The 20,385-nt window shown below is 36.8% G+C and carries 20 protein-coding genes and 1 tRNA gene; 12 read left to right on the top strand and 9 right to left on the bottom strand.

Features of this window, described 5'->3' with window-relative positions:
* Positions 1–77: 77 nt before the first annotated feature.
* Positions 78–152 (bottom strand) — tRNA-Pro (locus H602_RS0113225).
* A 155-nt stretch (positions 153–307) separates the two neighbouring features.
* Here H602_RS0113225 and trxB point away from each other — a divergent pair.
* Entirely contained in the window at positions 308–1,255 is a 948-nt protein-coding gene (trxB, locus tag H602_RS0113220) for a thioredoxin-disulfide reductase (protein WP_026978427.1), read from the top strand.
* A gap of 87 nt (positions 1,256–1,342) precedes the next feature.
* Here the strand turns inward: trxB and H602_RS18875 are convergent, their stop codons facing one another.
* The 3 genes from H602_RS18875 to H602_RS0113205 all read right to left on the bottom strand — a co-directional run bounded on the left by H602_RS18875 (position 1,343) and on the right by H602_RS0113205 (position 3,520).
* A complete protein-coding gene (locus H602_RS18875; protein WP_035759626.1) occupies positions 1,343–1,819 on the bottom strand; it encodes a GNAT family N-acetyltransferase in 477 nt (158 codons plus the stop codon).
* A 44-nt stretch (positions 1,820–1,863) separates the two neighbouring features.
* Complete coding sequence (locus H602_RS0113210) at positions 1,864–2,142, bottom strand: hypothetical protein (protein ID WP_026978426.1); 279 nt, start codon at positions 2,140–2,142, stop codon at positions 1,864–1,866.
* 100 nt (positions 2,143–2,242) lie between these two features.
* A complete protein-coding gene (locus H602_RS0113205; RefSeq protein ID WP_026978425.1) occupies positions 2,243–3,520 on the bottom strand; it encodes a replication-associated recombination protein A in 1,278 nt (425 codons plus the stop codon).
* A gap of 133 nt (positions 3,521–3,653) precedes the next feature.
* Here H602_RS0113205 and H602_RS0113200 point away from each other — a divergent pair, with 133 nt between their 5' ends.
* Positions 3,654–4,424: a rhomboid family intramembrane serine protease gene (locus tag H602_RS0113200; RefSeq protein ID WP_026978424.1), complete on the top strand. Its 771-nt coding sequence runs from the start codon at positions 3,654–3,656 to the stop codon at positions 4,422–4,424.
* Positions 4,425–4,476: 52 nt separating this feature from the next.
* Here H602_RS0113200 and rlmB read toward each other — a convergent pair whose 3' ends face one another.
* The 4 genes from rlmB to H602_RS0113180 all read right to left on the bottom strand — a co-directional run bounded on the left by rlmB (position 4,477) and on the right by H602_RS0113180 (position 11,734).
* On the bottom strand, positions 4,477–5,211 hold the full coding sequence (gene rlmB, locus H602_RS0113195; protein ID WP_026978423.1) for a 23S rRNA (guanosine(2251)-2'-O)-methyltransferase RlmB: 735 nt from the start codon (positions 5,209–5,211) through the stop codon (positions 4,477–4,479).
* A gap of 70 nt (positions 5,212–5,281) precedes the next feature.
* Entirely contained in the window at positions 5,282–6,856 is a 1,575-nt protein-coding gene (locus tag H602_RS0113190; protein ID WP_026978422.1) for a SusD/RagB family nutrient-binding outer membrane lipoprotein, read from the bottom strand.
* Positions 6,857–6,870: 14 nt separating this feature from the next.
* Positions 6,871–9,993, bottom strand: coding sequence for a SusC/RagA family TonB-linked outer membrane protein (locus H602_RS0113185; RefSeq protein ID WP_026978421.1), 3,123 nt, complete (start codon positions 9,991–9,993; stop codon positions 6,871–6,873).
* Between the two features lie 94 nt (positions 9,994–10,087).
* Positions 10,088–11,734 (bottom strand): ShlB/FhaC/HecB family hemolysin secretion/activation protein, encoded by a 1,647-nt coding sequence (locus H602_RS0113180; RefSeq protein WP_026978420.1) that lies wholly within the window; start codon positions 11,732–11,734, stop codon positions 10,088–10,090.
* 398 nt (positions 11,735–12,132) lie between these two features.
* Here H602_RS0113180 and rpsL point away from each other — a divergent pair, with 398 nt between their 5' ends.
* The 4 genes from rpsL to rpsJ all read left to right on the top strand — a co-directional run bounded on the left by rpsL (position 12,133) and on the right by rpsJ (position 15,561).
* The gene (gene rpsL, locus H602_RS0113175; RefSeq protein ID WP_022828353.1) at positions 12,133–12,516 is read left to right on the top strand and encodes a 30S ribosomal protein S12; all 384 of its coding nucleotides are present in this window, start codon (positions 12,133–12,135) and stop codon (positions 12,514–12,516) included.
* Between the two features lie 85 nt (positions 12,517–12,601).
* Positions 12,602–13,078, top strand: a complete 477-nt coding sequence (gene rpsG, locus H602_RS0113170) for a 30S ribosomal protein S7 (RefSeq protein WP_026718729.1) — start codon at positions 12,602–12,604, stop codon at positions 13,076–13,078.
* A gap of 9 nt (positions 13,079–13,087) precedes the next feature.
* Positions 13,088–15,244, top strand: coding sequence for an elongation factor G (gene fusA / locus H602_RS0113165; protein WP_026978419.1), 2,157 nt, complete (start codon positions 13,088–13,090; stop codon positions 15,242–15,244).
* 11 nt (positions 15,245–15,255) lie between these two features.
* Positions 15,256–15,561: a 30S ribosomal protein S10 gene (gene rpsJ / locus H602_RS0113160; RefSeq protein ID WP_011963470.1), complete on the top strand. Its 306-nt coding sequence runs from the start codon at positions 15,256–15,258 to the stop codon at positions 15,559–15,561.
* Positions 15,562–15,832: 271 nt separating this feature from the next.
* Here the strand turns inward: rpsJ and H602_RS19950 are convergent, their stop codons facing one another.
* Positions 15,833–15,991, bottom strand: coding sequence for a hypothetical protein (locus H602_RS19950; protein ID WP_157505061.1), 159 nt, complete (start codon positions 15,989–15,991; stop codon positions 15,833–15,835).
* Positions 15,992–16,246: 255 nt separating this feature from the next.
* On the opposite strand from H602_RS19950, the gene H602_RS0113150 reads away from it, so the two are divergent.
* The 6 genes from H602_RS0113150 (at position 16,247) to rplW (ending at position 20,382) form a co-directional block, all read left to right on the top strand.
* The gene (locus tag H602_RS0113150) at positions 16,247–16,882 is read left to right on the top strand and encodes a hypothetical protein (RefSeq protein ID WP_026978418.1); all 636 of its coding nucleotides are present in this window, start codon (positions 16,247–16,249) and stop codon (positions 16,880–16,882) included.
* An 83-nt stretch (positions 16,883–16,965) separates the two neighbouring features.
* The gene (locus tag H602_RS0113145) at positions 16,966–17,559 is read left to right on the top strand and encodes a hypothetical protein (protein ID WP_026978417.1); all 594 of its coding nucleotides are present in this window, start codon (positions 16,966–16,968) and stop codon (positions 17,557–17,559) included.
* Positions 17,560–17,602: 43 nt separating this feature from the next.
* Positions 17,603–18,289: a hypothetical protein gene (locus H602_RS0113140; RefSeq protein WP_026978416.1), complete on the top strand. Its 687-nt coding sequence runs from the start codon at positions 17,603–17,605 to the stop codon at positions 18,287–18,289.
* 548 nt (positions 18,290–18,837) lie between these two features.
* A complete protein-coding gene (gene rplC, locus H602_RS0113135) occupies positions 18,838–19,455 on the top strand; it encodes a 50S ribosomal protein L3 (protein ID WP_026978415.1) in 618 nt (205 codons plus the stop codon).
* The gene (gene rplD, locus H602_RS0113130; protein ID WP_026978414.1) at positions 19,455–20,084 is read left to right on the top strand and encodes a 50S ribosomal protein L4; all 630 of its coding nucleotides are present in this window, start codon (positions 19,455–19,457) and stop codon (positions 20,082–20,084) included. The genes rplC and rplD overlap by 1 nt, the downstream gene beginning before the upstream one ends.
* 7 nt (positions 20,085–20,091) lie before the next feature.
* Positions 20,092–20,382: a 50S ribosomal protein L23 gene (gene rplW / locus H602_RS0113125; protein WP_026978413.1), complete on the top strand. Its 291-nt coding sequence runs from the start codon at positions 20,092–20,094 to the stop codon at positions 20,380–20,382.
* Positions 20,383–20,385: the final 3 nt, after the last annotated feature.

Genomic DNA, 20,385 nt, shown 5'->3' with positions numbered 1-20,385 from the left:
TTGAATCGGGACGCTATCACCATCAATTAATACATGCAAACAAAAAATCCCTTCTGAAAACAGAAAGGATCTCTTAGTCGGGGTGGCAGGATTCGAACCTGCGACCTCCTGCTCCCAAAGCAGGCGCGATAACCGGGCTACGCTACACCCCGATAGCGGGTGCAAAGATAAACAAATATTCTACTTTTACAACGCAATTTCGAAATTTTAAAATATTATTTTAGAATAGCTAAAACTTATCGCAATCACTAAAGTAATTTTTAAATTTAGGCTACATTTGCACTCATTAACAGAATCCTATATTAATATGTCTACTACAATTGAAAAAGTAAAGTGTCTGATTATTGGTTCAGGCCCTGCAGGCTATACTGCAGCTATTTATGCTTCTAGAGCGAATATGTTTCCAGTTCTATATCAAGGTTCACAACCAGGTGGGCAACTAACTACTACGAATGAAGTAGAAAATTGGCCAGGTAATCCCGAAGGAATCACAGGGCCAGAAATGATGGTTAATCTGCAAGCACAAGCACAGCGTTTTGGCGCAGATATTCGTGATGGATGGGTATCAAAAGTAGATTTTTCAGGTCCAATTCATAAAGTTTGGGTCAATGACGAAAAAGAAATTCACTGTGAAACCGTTATTATTTCGACCGGTGCTTCAGCTAAATATTTAGGCTTGCCTTCTGAACAACATTACTTGCAAATGGGTGGTGGTGTATCCGCTTGTGCAATTTGTGACGGATTTTTCTACAGAAATCAAGAAGTTGTAATTGTTGGTGCAGGTGATTCAGCCTGTGAAGAAGCGCATTATCTTTCAAAGTTATGTAAAAAAGTAACCATGTTAGTGCGTACGGAGAACTTCAGAGCTTCTAAAATTATGGAAGAGCGCGTTCGAAAGACAGAAAATATCGAAATTATGTTGAATACTGAAACTGTTGAGGTTTTAGGAGACGATCAAGTAGTTACGGGTGTAAAAGTTTTAAACAAATCTACAGACCAAGAACAATCCATTCCAGCAACTGGGTTTTTTGTAGCGATTGGACACAAGCCAAACACAGATATTTTTAAAGAGTACATCGATTTAGATGAAACAGGTTATATTAAAAGCATCCCCGGTACTTCTAAAACTAATGTAAAGGGAGTATTTGTTGGTGGAGATGCTGCAGATCATGTATACCGTCAAGCAATTACTGCTGCAGGAACAGGTTGTATGGCTGCCTTAGATGCAGAGCGTTATTTGGCTTCTTTGGAGTAAAACTTCAAATTTATATATAAAAAAATGAGTCCAATTGGACTCATTTTTTGTTTCTATAGCTTTTAAAATTGTACGCGTTATACATCATTACTGTTCTTTGGATGCAGCATTTGTTCTTTGGTTCCTATGTTCCATGTAGTAAAGGTCAAAACCTTCTGCCCAGTAATTTGGAACTATTTCGACTAACTGAAAACCATTCTTTTGATAAAATTGATCTGTATGTTGCGAAGTCCTGACAATCACTATTTCGAGATGCTTCAGGTCGTTTAAAATAGCTAATCGATGATGGAGTAGTTGGGTTCCTAATTTTTTTCCATGAAACTCAGGATGAATAATGTCCCAACTGATAATTCCGATTGTCTGGTTGGATTCAAAATTTATTCCGCCGCATCCGATGATTTGGTGGTGCAATTCAATTACAAAATAAAGTTCGAGTTCGTGCTCCAAATAGTTTTCGAAATCGGGTTTTTCCGAAACAGCAAAGTACTTCGGCGTGCTTAACTCCATTAAATTTAGAACAGCAGCTTTATCCTTGACACTATAAGATCTAATAGTTGTTTCCATTGCTAAAGATTTGTCTGAATTGACTGTTTTCGGATTTGCACACTTTAATTTAAACTTAAAATAGTTACTGCAGCACAAATGGCCAAAAGTACCACACTCACGAGAAACAAATAGTTGATTGGTTTTTTGATGAGTAATACAATTCCGGCAACTAAAACAGCAACTTGTAAAAGGAGTAATGGAAAAGTAAACATTTCATTCATCACGCCAAGCAAAACAAAATCTATATTAAAGAGATAAACTAAAAAGAAAACAGAAAAATACGCGATTATTGCAAAATTAATAATCGTAAAACTGGTAATGATGTGGCTCGTTTTATGCATTCAATTCAAATTTAAACGATAATATAGTTCATAATTTTGGTTCGGTGAGCAACTATCGTAATAAATGTACGGATTTTATCCACTTCACTGCATTAAAACTTTAATAACCGTATTTGTTTTTCCACCTATTTTTTAGAAAATCTTTCGTACTGTTTTCACGAGCGTTATTTCCGGGAAGGTAAAAAGCCGTGTTTTTAATTTCGTCGGGCAGAAATTCTTGTTCTGCAAAATTGTTGCTATAATCGTGCGAATATTTGTATTCATCGCCATAACCCAATTCTTTCATCAATTTAGTTGGTGCATTCCGTAAATGAATTGGCACCGGTAAATCGCCTGTTTGTTTCACTATTTGTTGTGCTTTTCCAATAGCAAGATACGATGCGTTACTTTTAGGCGAAGTGGCCAAATAAACCGCACACTGACTTAAGATAATGCGACTTTCCGGATAACCAATCGTCGATACTGCCTGAAACGTATTATTTGCCATTACAAAAGCTGTGGGATTGGCATTTCCAATATCTTCACTGGAAAGAATCAACATTCTTCGGGCGATGAATTTCACGTCTTCACCGCCTTCAATCATTCGGGCAAGCCAGTAAACCGCTCCATTTGGATCGCTTCCACGTATTGATTTTATAAATGCCGAAACGATATCGTAATGCTGTTCGCCTGTTTTATCGTATAAAACGGTATTTCGCTGAACCAATTTCAAAACCATTTCATTAGTAATGCTCACGTCATCGGTTTGAGAAGCATTGATTACAAGTTCAAAAATATTCAGCAATTTCCTACCATCACCACCCGAAAGTCGAAGTAAAGCTTCCGTTTCAACAAGTGTAATGTTTTTGCTTTTTAAATACAGGTCCTTCTGCATCGCACGCTCTAGCAAAGCCAATAAATCATTTTTGGAAAAAGGATTTAAGATGTAAACCTGACAGCGCGACAGTAAGGCGGGAATGACTTCAAAACTTGGATTTTCAGTTGTTGCACCAATTAATGTAATCCAACCTTTTTCTACAGCAGCAAGTAATGAATCTTGTTGTGATTTGCTAAATCTGTGTATTTCATCAATAAACAAAATCGGATTTTTGGCCGTAAACATACCGCCACTCTGTTTCGCTTTGTCAATCACTTCTCGGATGTCTTTTACACCAGAATTGATGGCACTCAATACAAAGAAAGGGCGTTTGGATTCTTTAGCAATAATTTCAGCTAAAGTGGTTTTTCCAGTTCCGGGTGGACCCCAAAGCAGGAGGGAAGGAATTATTCCTTTATTAATTTGTTGTGTCAATGATCCTTCCGGGCCAACTAAATGCAATTGGCTAATATAATCATTGAGTATTTGTGGTCTGATTCGTTCTGCCAAAGGTGCTTCCATAAAGGCAAAATTACTCAAAATATTTGACTTGACTTTTATGGTATATGACACATTAACAGAGATTTTTTTTTGGTGGACTTCTTGATAAAGAATACACCGTAACGGTACTAATTCTTTAGTCTAAATTATAATTATGAACGAAAATCATTTTAAATTCTCTTTATCCGTAGTGGTTTTGCCGTTGCTGTTCATTCTTTCAATCTGGACGGTATATTGGTTTGAAATACGGTTTGATTATAGTCTGTCAGAATTTGGTATATATCCACGAACTTTTGAAGGATTCAGGGGAGTGTTTTTTAGTCCGTTTTTGCACGGGAGCATAGAGCATTTATATAGTAATACCATTCCAGCATTTTCACTGATGGCTTCACTGCGTTATTTTTACAGAGAGAACTTCTGGAAAGTTTTAGGATATGGAATTTTGATTTCTGGAATTTTAACGTGGTTGATTGGCCGCGAATCCTACCATATTGGTGCAAGTGGGTTGATATACGTGTTGGTCAGTTTTATGTTTTTCAAAGGCATCCGTTCACAATATTACCGTTTAGTAGCGTTATCGTTGGTTATTATTATGTTGTACGGAGGGATGATTTGGTATGTTTTTCCAGATATTGAAGACGGTATTTCGTGGGAAGGACATTTGGCGGGACTAATTACGGGCTTTGCAATGGCATTGATATTTAAAACGCCTGATTATAAAAAATTTTTAAAATACGATTGGGAACAACCGGAGTACACTTCTGAAGGAGATAAATTCATGGACCGTTTTGATGAAAATGGTGTATTTGTAAATCCGCCTAAACCTATAGCCGTTGAGGAAGTAATTGAAGTGAATCCAGATCAACATTCAACCGCCAATAAAGAATTTATAATTGTTTACCACTTCAAGCAAGAAGAAGAATAAGCACAAAAAAAGCACGATCTTTTGAATCGTGCTTTCTTGTAAATAGGTGTTGTTATTTTCTTTGTCTAACCGCTTCGTATAAAAATGCGCCACACGCCACGGAAACGTTTAGTGAACCAATAGTTCCAAACATTGGAAGCTTCGCTTTTTCATCGACAATTTTTAAGACAGAAGGGTTGATTCCTCGGTCTTCAGATCCCATAATTATGGCTACAGGTTCGTTTAAAGCAATGTCATAAATAGTTTGATCGGTCTTCTCTGTTGCCGCTACAGTTTTAATACCTGAACCTTGAAGGAAAAAGATAGCATCTTTAATGTGTTCTACGCGACAGATTGGAATATTAAAAACAGCTCCAGCGGATGTTTTTACCGTGTCACCATTTACAGGAGCAGCGCCCGACTTTTGTACAATAATTCCGTCTACTCCGCTACATTCGGCGGTACGGATTATTGCACCAAAATTGCGTGCATCCGAAATTTGATCTAACACTAAGAATAAAGGCGTTTTGGTTTTCTCAAGAACATTTTCAATTAAAGCTTCAATTTCAACAAATGAAATTGGTGCAATAGTAGCTACAGCTCCTTGATGATTGTTTGGCGTCAAGCGATTCAACTTTTCAACAGGTACATAGGTAAAGTTAACATTATTTCGTTTCATTACCTTTAGTAAATCTTTCATCAATTCACCTTGAGCATCTTTTTGAAGAAATACTTTGTCAACTTCTTTACCTGCTTGAATGGCTTCTACGATAGCTCTAATTCCAAAAATCAAATGTTCTTTTTCCATGGTACAAATGTAATAAAAAAAACCATCCGTTTTGAGCGGATGGTTTTAAAGAATCATTGAATTGAAATTTCTAGTTGTTGTCCCAAATCAATTTAGTAGTAATTAAATCGCCACCAATATTTGCTGAAGCAGCATCATAATTGACTTTGTTTAAAGTAGAAAGCGTGTTTGGATAGGTAAATCTAGCAGGCATTTCTGTTACTGTAGGAATTGGTGTAAATACGTAAGTTGTATTTCCATCAGGATCAGCATTGTTCAGTGGGTAAGTTTCACCTGGCAATAAGATCGTGTCAGGAAAACCTGTTCTTCTGTATTCTGACCATGCTTCGTAAGGTTGCATGTACAATGAAACGTATTTCTGACTGATGACGTTTTCTTGATTAGCAGCTGGAAGAGTTGCTACGAATGCTGTAATTTTAGCAGCATCAACTCCCCAACGCTCCATAGAAGCGGTAACTCCATTTTCATAATTGGTCTGATTCCAACCGTTTACTTCAGATAAGATAAATTCAACTTCAGCGTATTCCATTAAGATTTCTGTGTAATCTTGACGTAAAACATTGTAACTAAAGAAAGAAGTTCCAGGTCGTTGAGACGCAGTCAATCCATCAGGAATTCCAACAGGCATACCTTCATATTGAGTCAAGTCATCCGTTTCAGCGTAAGTTTGTGCTTGAACAGCAGCTTTAGAAGCGGTAATTGGAGCAGCATACTTCTGCAATCTTGGATCCGTTCCAAAAACACCTATTTCACCTTTTAAAAGGTCAATAAATGTATTTGCTACAGCAAAATCAGTTCTATTACTAATGTAGAAGCTTGTGTACATAGGACTAGGAAAAACGTTGTCTGCTTGGTAAGTAACTCCTACATTGTCAGCATTCGACTGCATTACACCTGAAGCAATTGCGTCAGTAATGTGGGCTTGAGCCGCAGGAATGACATCTTTTACACGGTTAGCTACTCTTAATCTTAAAGAGTTTGCAAAACGCTTCATTTTCTCTGTATCTCCAAATAAACCATCGCCTTGGATAAAGATTGTTTCTCCATCTTCAATCATTTCGGCAGCCTCTTTAAGCTCTTTCATGATGTCGGTATATACTTTTTCTTGAGAAGCAAATTTTGGAGCGGTCATACCTGTCTGACGCAATTGTAGTGCTTGAAAGTCAGCATCATCATTACCATAAGAGTAGTAAGGAATATCTCCATAATTATCTACCAAATGCAAGAACGTCAAACTCAACATGATTCGAGACGCTGCAATTTGGTTGTTTAAATTACCGGATGCAGATGAAACATCTGCTGTAGCTGGATCTGTACAAAGCTCAATAATGGTTTTGTAATTTTGTGCTGCTGTTAACAGATCAGTGTATAGTGCCGTATTTGTTTCTTGACGAAATTGAAAACGGTCTTCACTGGTGTAATTTCTCTGTGCAGAATATTGTACCCAAGGTAAAGTCATTCTTCCAGAAGAGAAATCGCCACGAGTTCCATCTGTTAACTGCTTGTTTGCATTATTAAACAAACCGAAAGTAGTCACAAAAATAGGTGAATTCGGGCTACTATTAATGGAGTCAAAATCCTCCGTACAAGACACAAATGCAAAGATAGATGCAAGTGCGAATGCTTTTATAATTATATTTTTCATATTAGCTCTTTTTATTAAAATTTGAATTGAACATTCATTCCGTAAGTTCGAGTAGAAGGTAAAGAACCTCCGTCAATTCCTTGCGTATTACCACTACCGTAAGATGCCATTTCTGGATCCATACCTTCCCAGTCTAATCCCCAAGTAGCTAAGTTTCTTCCAAAAGCAGAAATGGTAATTCCATTGAATGGTCCAAGGTTCTTAGTGTCAAAGTCGTAAGAAAGTGTTACCTCTCTTAATTTGAAATAATCTGCAGAAAAAACGTTTTGCTTGTCAACTGTTGTATAGAATCCGTCTCCGTAAGTAATCGCATCTATGTTCACTGTATTAACAGATCCATCACTTTGAACACCATCCAATACAATTCCATTTTCACGGATACCATTATCAGTAGTGTTAGTAAGCATACCTGAGTAACTACCCCACATGTGGTTCATAGAAAAATAACTTCCACCTTTTTGTCGGTCAATTAATACGCTTAAGTTAAATCTCTTGTATCGGAAAGAGTTTCTCAATCCCATGTTGTAATCAGGAGTAATAGTTCCTAACGATTTTTGTCCCGAAGCTAAATATTGACCGTTTTCTTGAATTACTTTGTTTCCGCTATCATCGTAAACGTAGTCAGTTCCGTAGATTTGACCATAAGGCTTCCCAACTTCAGCAAGAATACGAGCTCTAAATGGAGCTTGTGCCAATAATAAAGAAGTTGTTCCTTCTTTAAGTGATAACAAAGTGTTTTCATTTTTAGAGAAATTCCAAGCAATATTCCAGTCGAAATCTTCTGTTCTCACTGGACTAGCAGTAAGTGTAATTTCAATACCTTTATTCTCTAAAGTTCCTGAATTATTATACTGCGCTGTAAATCCAGTTGCTGGATCAAGTGCGATAGGAGTAATCAAGTCTGCAGTTCTAGTTCTGTATAAAGATACATCTAAACCAACTCTACTAGAAAACATACGTGTTTCTAAACCAAGTTCAACAGTTTCTTTAGATTCTGGAACTAAATTAGGATTGTTTAATAGTCGTGGGTTTGAATAACGTGGATCGTTATTAAAGGGTTGGTTGATCACTTTATAATTGTCCAAACTGTAAGCGTCAGTGTCATTTCCTGTTTGAGCCCATCCACCTCTTACTTTACCAAAAGACAACCATTCAACATCTTTCAAGAATGTTGAAAAGATAAAACTTCCTGTAGCAGAACTATAGTTAGATGATTCTGTAACTGTAGAAAACCAGTCATTTCTATTCGTAGCTTCAACATATAAGAAATCTTTGTATCCTACAGATACAAATCCGTAAACACTATTTGTTCTTCTTGTAACTTCTGAATTACTAGCAAGTGCTTGAGCACTACTGTTACCGAAATTATAAAGATTTGCAAGTACCAATCCACCTACGGTTTCACCTTCTAAAGTTGTTCTAATAAATGATCTTCTGTTTGCACCTGCAAATGAGTTTATGCTAAAGTCACCAAAGTTTTTGTCGAAATGTAATCTTCCTTCGTAGTTAATATCACTCAAGTTGATAGATGTTTCGCTATAGCTTGATTGAGCTTGAGAGCCAACTGCTACTCTTTCTGAAATTTTAAAGCTATACGTATCAAGATAAACGTTACCTACTGCGTAGAAATTTGGTGTAAAGTTATACGTCAATTTTGCATTTCCGTACAATCTATTTCTCTTGTCTTCTGAAGTATTCTCGTTGATAGTCCAATAAACATTGTCAGAATAGTTAGGAGTTGCATCGTCAAAAGCGGTACGGTTCCAAGTTCTCTGATTTCCATTGGCAAGTTTGTAATCTTTTAACACATCATAGTCAAGTTGTCTTTGTCCAAAGTGGAAGAATTTTTGAGCAAGTGAATTGTCACCATATCCAACTTCTGGTCTATTATAACCTTTAGTATTAGTGTAATTTACCATTGACTCAATCTTAAGCTTTTCTGATAATTGAGAACTTACATTCAAGTTGAATGTATTCTTCTGCAATTTAGAAGTTGGAACTACACCTTCTGTTGTAGAGTTTCCGTAAGAGAAACGTAAACTTCCGCTTTCTAATGATTTAGAAATCGCAAACGTATTGTTTCTTGTAACACCTGTGTTAAAGAAATCACGTACGTCATTTTTAGAAGCAACCCACGCTTTTTCTTGTAAGAAATCACCAGCAAATTCTGGGTCAAACGCGTTCCAAGGAAGGTACATTAAATTTGAGTCATACTTAGGTCCCCAACTTGCGTCAGTTGCATAATCAGCAATGTTGTAATCTTGACCGTTGATGTTTACAGATTCAAAAGTATCTGAACTACCTCCACCATATTCATTTTGTAAATTAGGCATGATGTAAACACTTTCCAAAGTTAAACCTGAGTTGAAAGTGATTTCAGTTTTACCTTTTTTACCTGATTTAGTAGTATAAAGAATAGCACCATTTCCTGCACGACTTCCGTAAAGTGCAGATGCTGGTCCACCTTTTAAAACCGTTACAGATTCGATGTCGTTTGGATTAATGTCAGCCGAAGCATCTCCATAATCTCTACCTCCACCACCACGTTGCGTGTCAGTATCGTTGTAGTTTCCGTTGTCCAAAGGAATACCATCTACTACAATTAAAGGTCTGTTCTCGCCAGATACAGATCCAATACCTCTTAAAACTACACGAGTAGATCCACCCATAGTGGAAGGAGCTGTAATCTGTAAACCTGCAACGTTTCCTGATAAAGAACTCAACGCATTGGTTTGTCCTGCCTCAGAAATTACGCCACCTTTTACTTCTTGAGAAGAGTATCCTAAAGATTTCTTTTCTCTTTTAATGCCTAGTGCAGTAATCACAACACCTTCTAATTCAATGGCATTGTCAGTCATTTTAATGCTTAAGGTAGCGGAAGAAGCCACCACGTCTTGCTGGTTCATACCAACGTAACTAAAAATCAACACCTGAGTAGGTGATGCATTAATTGTAAATTTTCCGTCAAAGTCTGATTGTGTACCTTCAGATGTTCCTTTGACTAAAATACTAACGCCGGGCAGCGGTAATCCATTACTGTCTGTCACAGTTCCCGAAACACTCCGTACTTGCGCAAAAGTTAGCTGCGCAAACAATACCAGTAGCAAGGCTAGGTAATTTGTTAATTTAGAATTCATATAAGTTTGATTTAGTTATAGACCAAAATTGATAAATTCAAGTTAATAAAACAAAAAATAAATCACAAAATTTCGCACCAATGTAAAATAATTGTTAGAACTTAGTTATGAATTTAATGTGAATAATGCTATTAGCCAATTGTATTGCTTGGTCATTTGTGCTTCCGTTAGCATAAATCAAGTTTAAAATGCCATTTTTTGACAAAATTCCCAGTCCAAAACCGAGTCCTAATAAGTTGTTTTTGGTACCAGTAGTCTGGTCTTGGTAGTATCCATAGTCCAAAACACTGTGCAAGTACAAGTTTGGAGCTACGGTAAATCGGTATTCGGTCAGAAGTGAGACGTATGAATTGGCTTGTAAACTGTTTTCATTAAAACCGCGAATGGATTGTATGCCTCCAAATCGGTAGAGCTCGCTCGTGATATAAGAGGTGCTTTGGAGGTAAAAACTCTGCGTCCTTAAATGAATGCTATTATTCTTATTCAAGTACAGATTGTGACTGATGTTTAAATCAAGGAAGGTCTGCTTACTGATTTCCAATTTTGAATCACGTTGACCGATGCCTGATTTTAAAATAAACTTTGTTTTTTCAGGGAATAAAGGATCGTCAATGTAATTTTTGTACTCAAAGGTAGAAGTCAGAAAACGGCTTTCAAAATCGTTAATCAAGGCGGTGTTCGTGTTTTGAATGTCGCTCGACTCGGTGGACTGATAGCCTAAAAATAGTTTTTTGTTGTATGTAAAGTAGTACCCTAGATCTAAAGCGGTTTTCGTGTTTTGAAAAGTGCTGTCTTGTCTAAATATATTTAAGTTCGCCCGAACTCCTAATGGTGTTTTAAAAATATACGGGATTTCAATGCCTGCGTTGAAGGTAACTTGCTTATTGTCGTCACTTTTCCAGTATAAATTAAATTCTTCTCCCGCATTTAAAATATTGGTCAAGGCCAAGTCAAGATAACCAGTAAATGTAAGTTTGCTGTTTTCGTCGTTGGCAAATCCGATGTAGCCGTCAAATTTATTGGACTTAGCTTTTTCCAGATAAACGTAAACTTTGGTGCTGTCTTCAGAAAATAAAATTTCGGGATAACGCGTTTGATTGACAAATCTAAATTTGTTGAATTCTTTGTAAAGTGTACTGAGCGCGTTTTTATTGAAGGTCTTCTTGCTGAACAAGCGTTGCATGTTTTTTTTGTGTGCTACTGGAAAATTGTCGTATCCATTAATTACGATAGCATCTAGCGTACGAATCGTATTGGTTGCTACTTTCAATTGCGCGAAAAGCGCATTATCTTGCTTTTTAAAGTCGACCAATTTTAAGGTGGCGAATGAAAATCCCTTCAATTCGAGTGCGTTCAATTGCTGCTGCAGAAAAAGTTCGGTTTTGTCAATAGGCAGTACAATCGTGTCTTTTTCAAATGCGAGATATTTTGACGCACCGCCTACATATATATGTACCGCCTTTGTCCGAAACCCCAATTTGAGTTTAAATTGATACAAGGAATCGGATATTTTGTTGGAATCCAATAACTCGTTTTCTAAATAACCCTTTTGAACCAAAACCTCCGTAAGTTTTTGTACTTCGTCAAGAATACGCTTTACATCGCCGTGCTTTGTTTGATAGCCCAACGAGTCGATGACGGCTTGTTCTGTTGTGTCTTCAGAAATTATTTGCAACGAGAGTGCTTGACCAAAATGCATTTGGTAAACAAATAAGAAGCATACAAGGAATAACTTTTTCAACTATTTTTAATAAAGAATCATATACCTTAACGAAAAATACGGCTCTGCATTGTACGAAAAAGAAGGTGGGGCAAATTTACATCAAATTATGCAACCACCACTTGAACACGTCGCTTAGATTGCGGCAAGCGTGCGTTTTTTTGAACTAAAAGGCTGTGGTTTTAAATTTTCCAGTAGAGCCGGTAGGCAGGCTTAATGTTCAAACGAGGTTGCGGTATTAGTGATTCATTTCAAAAGTAGTGGACTGAATTTGCGAGCCTTCAATTCGTTAAAAATTAAATGTTTAGTAAGGTGATTGAAAATTAATGAATTATGATTTGTTTTTAGAAAAATCTTTTTTACATTTGCAACCCGTAAAAAGCGGGAAAATTATATATAAGAAATTTTTAGTATTAATTATGCCAACAATTCAACAATTAGTAAGAACTGGAAGAACTCAGATGACTAAGAAGAGTAAATCGGTTGCTTTAGATTCTTGTCCTCAACGAAGAGGGGTATGTACGCGTGTTTACACTACTACACCAAAAAAACCAAACTCTGCAATGCGTAAAGTAGCGCGTGTACGTTTGACAAATGGTAATGAAGTGAATGCTTATATCCCTGGTGAAGGTCACAATCTACAAGAGCACTCGATAGTATTAGTTAGGGGTGGAAGAGTAAAAGATTTACCTGGAGTAAGATACCACATCGTACGTGGTGCACTTGATACATCAGGTGTAGCGGGAAGAACGCAACGTAGATCAAAATACGGAGCGAAACGTCCAAAAGAAGCAAAAAAGTAAATCTAAAACAAGCTTGAAACAATTGATTTAAGTAATAAGCGAGTCTTATTGCTAGATAGTGTCTAAAGCAAAACAACGAAAAGAAATGAGAAAAAGAGCGGCCAAAAAAAGACCACTTTTGCCAGATCCAAGGTTTAATGACCAATTGGTAACGCGTTTTGTGAACAACTTAATGTGGGATGGTAAGAAATCAACAGCTTTTAAAGTATTTTATGATGCAATGGATATCGTAGAAGCAAAAAAGCAAGATGCTGAAAAATCTTCAGTAGAAATCTGGAAAGATGCACTAACAAACGTTATGCCTCACGTAGAAGTACGTAGTCGTAGAGTAGGTGGAGCTACATTCCAAATTCCAATGCAAATTAGACCAGATCGTAAGATCTCTATGGCTATGAAGTGGATGATACTTTACGCTCGTAGAAGAAATGAGAAATCTATGGCTCAAAAACTAGCTTCTGAAGTTTTAGCTGCGGCTAAAGAAGAAGGTGCTGCTGTTAAAAAGAGAATGGATACTCATAAAATGGCTGAAGCGAATAAAGCATTCTCTCACTTTAGATTTTAATTCAAAGAAATGGCTAGAGATTTAAAATATACAAGAAACATAGGAATTGCAGCTCACATTGATGCAGGTAAAACTACAACAACAGAGCGAATTCTTTTTTATACTGGGAAATCACACAAAATTGGTGAAGTACACGATGGTGCTGCAACAATGGACTGGATGGCTCAGGAGCAAGAAAGAGGTATTACTATTACTTCTGCAGCTACAACTTGTGAGTGGAACTTTCCAACAAAGCAAGGTGAAGTATTGCCAGAATCTATCGCGTACCACTTTAATATCATTGATACTCCCGGTCACGTAGATTTTACTGTTGAAGTAAATCGTTCACTTCGTGTTTTAGACGGTTTAGTATTCTTGTTTAGTGCTGTTGATGGTGTTGAGCCTCAATCAGAAACAAACTGGAGACTTGCTGATCAATACAAAGTGCCACGTATGGGATTTGTGAACAAAATGGACCGTCAAGGTTCTAACTTCTTGAAAGTATGTCAGCAAGTTCGTGATATGTTAAAATCAAACGCAGTTGCAATCACTTTACCTATTGGTGAAGAAAATGATTACAGAGGTGTTGTGGATTTAGTAAAAAATCAAGCAATCATTTGGCACGATGCAAATCAAGGTGCTACTTATGATATCGTTGATATTCCTGCAGACATGGTGGATGAAGTAAAAGAATACCGTTCAATTCTTATTGAAGCGGTGGCGGATTACGACGACAACTTGTTGGAAAAATTCATGGAAGATGAAAACTCTATTACAGAGGAAGAAATCAACAATGCATTACGTGCTGCAACTATGGATATGGCGATCATTCCAATGACTTCTGGTTCTTCTTTTAAAAATAAAGGAGTACAATTCATGTTAGATGCAGTATGTAAATACTTGCCATCTCCAATGGATAAAGAAGGTATTTGGGGTATTGATCCTGATGATGCTGAATTGTTAGAAGAAGATCAAACTAAAATTTTGCGTAAGCCAGATGTTAAAGAGCCATTCGCTGCTTTAGCATTTAAAATTGCTACCGATCCTTTCGTAGGTCGTTTAGCGTTTTTCCGTGCTTATTCAGGTCGTTTGGACGCAGGTTCTTACGTATTGAATACACGTTCTGGAAACAAAGAAAGAATTTCTCGTATCTACCAAATGCACGCAAACAAACAAAACCCAATCGATTTTATCGAAGCAGGTGATATTGGAGCAGCAGTTGGATTTAAAGATATCAAAACTGGAGATACATTGTGTGATGAAAAACACCCAATCATTCTTGAGTCTATGAAATTCCCTGCACCAGTAATTGGTATTGCAATTGAGCCTAAAACTAAGGCTGACGTAGATAAAATGGGTATGGCTTTAGCTAAATTAGCAGAAGAAGATCCTACATTTACTGTTAGAACGGATGAGGCTTCAGGGCAAACAATTATCTCTGGTATGGGTGAGCTTCACTTAGATATCTTAGTAGACAGAATGAAACGTGAATTTAAAGTTGAAGTGAACCAAGGTGAGCCTCAAGTTGAATACAAAGAAGCGTTTACTAAAACAGCTACACACAGAGAAACATACAAAAAACAATCTGGAGGTCGTGGTAAATTCGGTGATATCGTATTTACACTTTCACCTGCTGACGAAGTAGACGGTAAAACTCCAAAAGGGTTACAGTTTATCAATGCAGTAAAAGGGGGTAACGTTCCTAAAGAATACATTCCTTCTGTAGAAAAAGGGTTCCGCGAAGCTATGAAAACGGGTCCATTAGCTGGATACCAAGTAGATAGTTTGAAAGTTACTTTAACAGACGGATCTTTTCACCCAGTCGATTCAGATGCACTTTCTTTTGAACTTGCAGCTAGAATGGGGTATAGAGAAGTAGCTAAAGCTGCTGGTGCAGTAGTTCTTGAGCCAATCATGAAAATGGAAGTGATCACTCCTGAAGAAAACATGGGAGATATCGTAGGTGATATCAACCGTCGTAGAGGTCAGGTAAATGACATGGGTGACAGAGCTGGTGCTAAAACAATCAAAGCTGACGTGCCTTTATCGGAAATGTTTGGTTATGTAACCACTTTAAGAACATTGTCTTCTGGTAGAGCTACATCAACAATGGAGTTTTCTCACTATGCAGAAACGCCTTCGAATATTTCAGAAGCCGTAATTAAAAAAGCAAAAGGTAACGCTTAATTCTAAAGAAAATGAGTCAAAAAATCAGAATAAAACTAAAATCTTACGATCACATGCTAGTAGACAAGTCTGCTGAAAAGATTGTAAAAACTGTTAAGAGTACTGGTGCAGTAGTAACGGGTCCAATTCCATTACCAACACACAAAAAATTATTTACAGTATTGCGTTCTCCTCACGTTAACAAAAAAGCGAGAGAGCAATTTGAAGTAATGTCATACAAGAGATTAATTGACATTTATTCTTCTTCATCTAAAACTATTGACGCCCTAATGAAATTAGAGTTGCCAAGTGGTGTAGAAGTAGAAATCAAAGTATAAGTAACTGCATAAGTTTATTATATATAGAAAACGGTAAAGATTTAGTTCTTTACCGTTTTTTTTATGCCCGACGACTTTGCAGAAAGGCATCCCCATCAATCAAAGAGGTAATGTACCGCCGCGCCACCACCCGCTCAAATCTCCGTCGCTTTTCTTTTCTTTTCTTTTTGAAGAAATAATCCAATCTAGCACAGAATTATTACCTCGTTATTAAATTAAGTAGGGTCAAAATCCCCTTACTTTTAATCAAGCTACAATGTGCTCTTGGAAATCAAATACGCTGCACCGCATTTTTCAAGACGTCAACTTCTAGTCCATGAACAGCAATACCGCCTTCGTTCCAAAAGTCATTTTCAAGAATTCGTCCTAATCCTAGCGCCAAAGTTGCATCAATGATGTTTTTCAACACACTGTAATCAGCGTCTTTCAAGTTGTTCTGTTCAATAGGCGGGTACTAAAAGTAATATCGAAGCAAATGTATACTACAGAAACAGAAATTTTTCAACTGCCACTCAGGTCGCATTACCTTCCGCTCAATCACACGGCATTGCCGTTCAATACGTAAAAGCGGAATCGTTCATGCTGCAACGCAATTCCCTCATTCAAAACTTTTTAACTTTTCTTTTGCAGTTGCCAAAAAAGAAGTATCTTTGTTTCTCAAATAAGCTGTAATGCAGTGTATTATATGAAAAAAACTACTATCAACCAGAACGTAATAACATTAAAAGCCAAGACAGTACTGTTTTTGACTTTTATGATGTTGTGCTGTTCAGTAGTTTCTTTCGCACAGTTTAAAGTAAATCCCAACACCGTCTTTACCGCAAATAATGTAGTTTCTTCTAAAGAAGAGGCAAATGTTTTTGATTCAAGTGTATTCGGCGAAAGTCAAGTCGTTTTAAATGGTCAAAACCAATCTTTAGAAACGGCAATCAATACATCATTGCCAACACTTAAAGTGGCAGATGCAAATGAGTTGACCATCAATACCGAATTGAAACTGCGTGGCGATTTAGTAGTAGAAGCAGGAGTGCTCAAGTTGAGCCATCCCGTGCACGTAGGAGGAAAGGTGATACTCGCTGAGGATGCCCTAATTTTTAATGCGCATTTGATCAAGTATGAAAATTCATTTGTGTTTTACAAAGACTTTAGTACTACAACCCAATTGGAGATTTTTAGTAGTACATCGACTTTGGTGAAAAACTACAAAGCAGATACAATAGTGGTAGGGTCACTAGTGCATCAACCGATTACTAGTATAAGCGAATGTAATATAAGTCAATTTAAGGCGTCGCCGTTTTCTCCGCCTCCCGAGGTAGCGTAGCATACCTCAGAGAATGACGATTAAAAACAAGTTTATAATACAAATCAATATCAAGCCCATACGGTTTGATTAAATACATTACTATGAAAAAAATATTTTTATCTATAGCTTTTATAGCAACAGGTTTAGTAGCTTCGGCTCAAGTAGGTGTGGGGACAACAAATCCAGAAACTTCATTAGAAGTAGTTGGTGCTAATGCAGATGGGACTACAAAAGCGCCAGGTATTTTGGATACAGCTGATGGTATTACCGTTCCGGTTGTAACAAACGATATGACGATAACTGTAGCAAATGGAACTCCAGCAGGTACAAGAGTAAGTCAAATGGTGTACAGTAATTTTACTGGTAAAGCAGGTTATTACTTTTGGGATGGTACAAAGTGGACGCGATTGGGTGGGAAGTCTGTTAGAGTTGTAACGGCTGGTGGGCCTTTAACAAATGCTGATTTGAATGGATATGTAATTTTTATCGGTTCAGAGTCAAGTCAAAGCTTTTCTTTTAATACTATAACAAATCCAGTTGCTGGAGATACTATTACAATCACTGACGCCGGTATTGGGACAGTTACTACTTCTGGTGCAGCAGTTGGAAGCTCTGTTGCTCCACAAAATGGTAGTGGTGGAGCTATAAGTTTTATATATAGTGGTACAGGATGGTATCATACAAGTACATTCTAAAAAAAACTCATTTTAAATTAACATTATTAATAAAAATAACATTATGAAATATTTATATATACTTACTTTACTGATTTGTCAAGTTACTTTTTCTCAGGCTATTCGCAGTAATGGTGAGGTAGCAGCTAGTATTAATGGTACATCTGCTTTTATTGATGCGTCTGCTTTTTCAGAAGGGATTAGTAACTCTAAAGGCCTGTTATTTCCAAGAACTGACTTGACAAATTTTCAGTTTACCGAAGATGGTGACTTTTTTAATTTTTCTACTTTTTATGATGGAATGGTTGTTTATAATTCTGCTACAGGATTAACGGTAACTGCTGGCGATGGTATTCTCTCTGGAATTGGTAGTCAAGCTGTAACGCCGGGGTTGTATTATTTTAGTAATCCTGATAATTTATCTGTTGTGGGTAACGGCCGCTGGATTCCAATTGGTTCTTCTGCAAATAATGTTGTGAAAACTAGAGAAGTAATTAAAACTATTCCTGCTAATTCAACTACTGCAACAGTAGATTTAACTGCTGGAGATGCAGGAAGTCAAGGTATGGCTGGAGTTGCTGTAACTCAGTTTATCGGTGCTAAGATTTACAATAATACAACGGGTCAATTGCAAATGGATGCTTCAAGTAGTTATGTAGATGGAACAGCAAAGATTTTAACAACTGGAAACGGTTTTATTTCTCAAGTTTTACCAGCGGGAACATACAAATTTGTAATCGAGTACAAATAATACATTAGACTTATAGTAAGTTTATATATAGTAAAGTCGATTTAGTGGGTGAGAAATTGGTCCAATTAAATCAACAAAAATTAAAGACGTCCCTAGGGCGTCTTTTTTAATTTACGTCTTTTTTGAGGTTACGGGTTAAGTTGGTCTTCGCTTGCAGTCGGCATTTATGTCAAGCCTAAGATTTAAATTTGGTCATGCAGTATAATTAAACAGTCTGAACGTGATAGGGATGCTATAGAGATGGTGTATGGATAGTGTATGGATAGTGTATGGATAGTGTATGGATAGTGTATGAAAAGCAGCATGTGTATTTTTCATTTAGTGCTTTTTGAGTTTTGCACTTCTGAAAGTGGGTCAGGATTCTTTTTACTAGGTTTATTTCAGTGTTTCTTTAAGGTTAGGCTAAGGTTTATAAATTAAATTTAATTCTAATTGATTAATTTAGTTGTAATTAAAAAATTATTTATATATTTGCACCCTCAAAATGGGTAGTATGCAAATGCAATTCAGGAGAGAAAAACAAATTTTTAATAATTAATTAATTTATTATGTCTGGGTTAATCGGAAGAAAAATTGGCATGACAAGCATCTTTGACGAGAACGGGAAAAACATTCCTTGTACTGTTATTGAGGCGGGACCATGCGTAGTTACCCAAGTCAGAACCAAAGGTGTTGACGGGTATGAAGCGTTGCAACTTGGTTTCGATGACAAAAAAGAGAAACAGTCTACTAAGGCGGCCGTAGGTCACTTTAAAAAAGCAGGGACTGTAGCTAAGAAAAAAGTCGTTGAATTCAAGTACTTCGAAAATGAACACAAATTAGGTGAGGTAATCACTGTTGACCTGTTTCAGGAAGGCGAATTTGTAGATGTACAAGGTGTATCAAAAGGTAAAGGTTTCCAAGGGGTTGTTAAACGTCACGGTTTTGGTGGTGTTGGACAAGCTACTCACGGACAACACAACCGTTTGAGAGCGCCAGGATCAGTAGGAGCTTCCTCTTATCCTTCTAGAGTATTCAAAGGAATGCGTATGGCAGGAAGAATGGGAACTGATAATGTAACGATTCAAAACCTTAAAGTTTTGAAAGTAGTTGCAGATAAGAACCTACTTTTAGTTAAAGGATGTGTTCCAGGACACAATAACTCTTATGTAATCATTCAGAAGTAATGGAAGTAAAAGTTTTAAATATCACAGGAAAAGAAACTGGCAGATCGATCACTCTTTCTGATTCAGTATTCGCAATTGAGCCGAATAATCACGCTGTATATCTAGACGTTAAGCAATATCTTGCTAACCAACGTCAAGGTACTCACAAAGCTAAAGAAAGAGCTGAAGTGAAAGGAAGTACACGTAAGATTAAAAAGCAAAAAGGAACAGGTACAGCTAGGGCTGGTAGTATTAAGAATCCATTGTTTAAAGGTGGTGGAACTGTTTTTGGACCACGTCCACGTAGCTATTCATTCAAATTGAATAAGCAAGTGAAGCGTTTGGCTCGTAAATCAGCTTTCTCAATCAAAGCAAAAGAAGCGAATATTATCGTTTTAGAAGATTTCAATTTTGACTCTCCAAACACTAAAAATTTCATTAATGTTTTGAAAGCTTTAGGGTTAGAAGATAAAAAATCGTTATTTGTGGTGGGCGATGCAAATAAAAATGTATATTTGTCCTCACGCAATTTAAAAGCTTCTAGCGTCGTAAGTCACTTAGAATTAAGTACTTATGCTATTTTGAACACTAATAACCTAGTTTTATTAGAAGGTTCTTTAGAAGGAATTGAAGAAAATTTAAGTAAATAATAGGAATATGAGCATCATAATGAAGCCTATAGTAACTGAAAAAGTAACCAAAGAAAGTGAAGTTTCTAACCGTTTCGGATTCGTTGTAGATAAAAAAGCAAACAAAGTACAAATTAAGAAAGCTGTTGAAGCTGCTTATGGAGTAACTGTAACTGCGGTTAATACAATGAACGTACGTCCAGATAGAACTACTAAATACACAAAAAGTGGTTTAATCAGTGGAAAAACCAATGCTTTCAAGAAAGCAATGGTTCAAGTAAAAGAAGGAGAAACAATTGATTTTTACAACAATATCTAAGAT

The organism is Flavobacterium tegetincola DSM 22377, assembly GCF_000425485.1.
Lineage (GTDB): Bacteria > Bacteroidota > Bacteroidia > Flavobacteriales > Flavobacteriaceae > Flavobacterium > Flavobacterium tegetincola.
Note: the sequence above shows the minus strand (reverse complement) of the source record. Positions and strands in the feature narration are given on the sequence as shown.

What these genes read in the sequence shown, in the direction of transcription:
- trxB (WP_026978427.1), top strand. Translation starts at nt 308, where the DNA reads ATGTCTACTACAATTGAAAAAGTAAAGTGTCTGATTATTGGTTCAGGC.
- H602_RS18875 (WP_035759626.1), bottom strand. Translation starts at nt 1,819, where the DNA reads ATGGAAACAACTATTAGATCTTATAGTGTCAAGGATAAAGCTGCTGTT.
- H602_RS0113210 (WP_026978426.1), bottom strand. Translation starts at nt 2,142, where the DNA reads ATGCATAAAACGAGCCACATCATTACCAGTTTTACGATTATTAATTTT.
- H602_RS0113205 (WP_026978425.1), bottom strand. Translation starts at nt 3,520, where the DNA reads ATGGAAGCACCTTTGGCAGAACGAATCAGACCACAAATACTCAATGAT.
- H602_RS0113200 (WP_026978424.1), top strand. Translation starts at nt 3,654, where the DNA reads ATGAACGAAAATCATTTTAAATTCTCTTTATCCGTAGTGGTTTTGCCG.
- rlmB (WP_026978423.1), bottom strand. Translation starts at nt 5,211, where the DNA reads ATGGAAAAAGAACATTTGATTTTTGGAATTAGAGCTATCGTAGAAGCC.
- H602_RS0113190 (WP_026978422.1), bottom strand. Translation starts at nt 6,856, where the DNA reads ATGAAAAATATAATTATAAAAGCATTCGCACTTGCATCTATCTTTGCA.
- H602_RS0113185 (WP_026978421.1), bottom strand. Translation starts at nt 9,993, where the DNA reads ATGAATTCTAAATTAACAAATTACCTAGCCTTGCTACTGGTATTGTTT.
- rpsL (WP_022828353.1), top strand. Translation starts at nt 12,133, where the DNA reads ATGCCAACAATTCAACAATTAGTAAGAACTGGAAGAACTCAGATGACT.
- rpsG (WP_026718729.1), top strand. Translation starts at nt 12,602, where the DNA reads ATGAGAAAAAGAGCGGCCAAAAAAAGACCACTTTTGCCAGATCCAAGG.
- fusA (WP_026978419.1), top strand. Translation starts at nt 13,088, where the DNA reads ATGGCTAGAGATTTAAAATATACAAGAAACATAGGAATTGCAGCTCAC.
- rpsJ (WP_011963470.1), top strand. Translation starts at nt 15,256, where the DNA reads ATGAGTCAAAAAATCAGAATAAAACTAAAATCTTACGATCACATGCTA.
- H602_RS0113150 (WP_026978418.1), top strand. Translation starts at nt 16,247, where the DNA reads ATGAAAAAAACTACTATCAACCAGAACGTAATAACATTAAAAGCCAAG.
- H602_RS0113145 (WP_026978417.1), top strand. Translation starts at nt 16,966, where the DNA reads ATGAAAAAAATATTTTTATCTATAGCTTTTATAGCAACAGGTTTAGTA.
- H602_RS0113140 (WP_026978416.1), top strand. Translation starts at nt 17,603, where the DNA reads ATGAAATATTTATATATACTTACTTTACTGATTTGTCAAGTTACTTTT.
- rplC (WP_026978415.1), top strand. Translation starts at nt 18,838, where the DNA reads ATGTCTGGGTTAATCGGAAGAAAAATTGGCATGACAAGCATCTTTGAC.
- rplD (WP_026978414.1), top strand. Translation starts at nt 19,455, where the DNA reads ATGGAAGTAAAAGTTTTAAATATCACAGGAAAAGAAACTGGCAGATCG.
- rplW (WP_026978413.1), top strand. Translation starts at nt 20,092, where the DNA reads ATGAGCATCATAATGAAGCCTATAGTAACTGAAAAAGTAACCAAAGAA.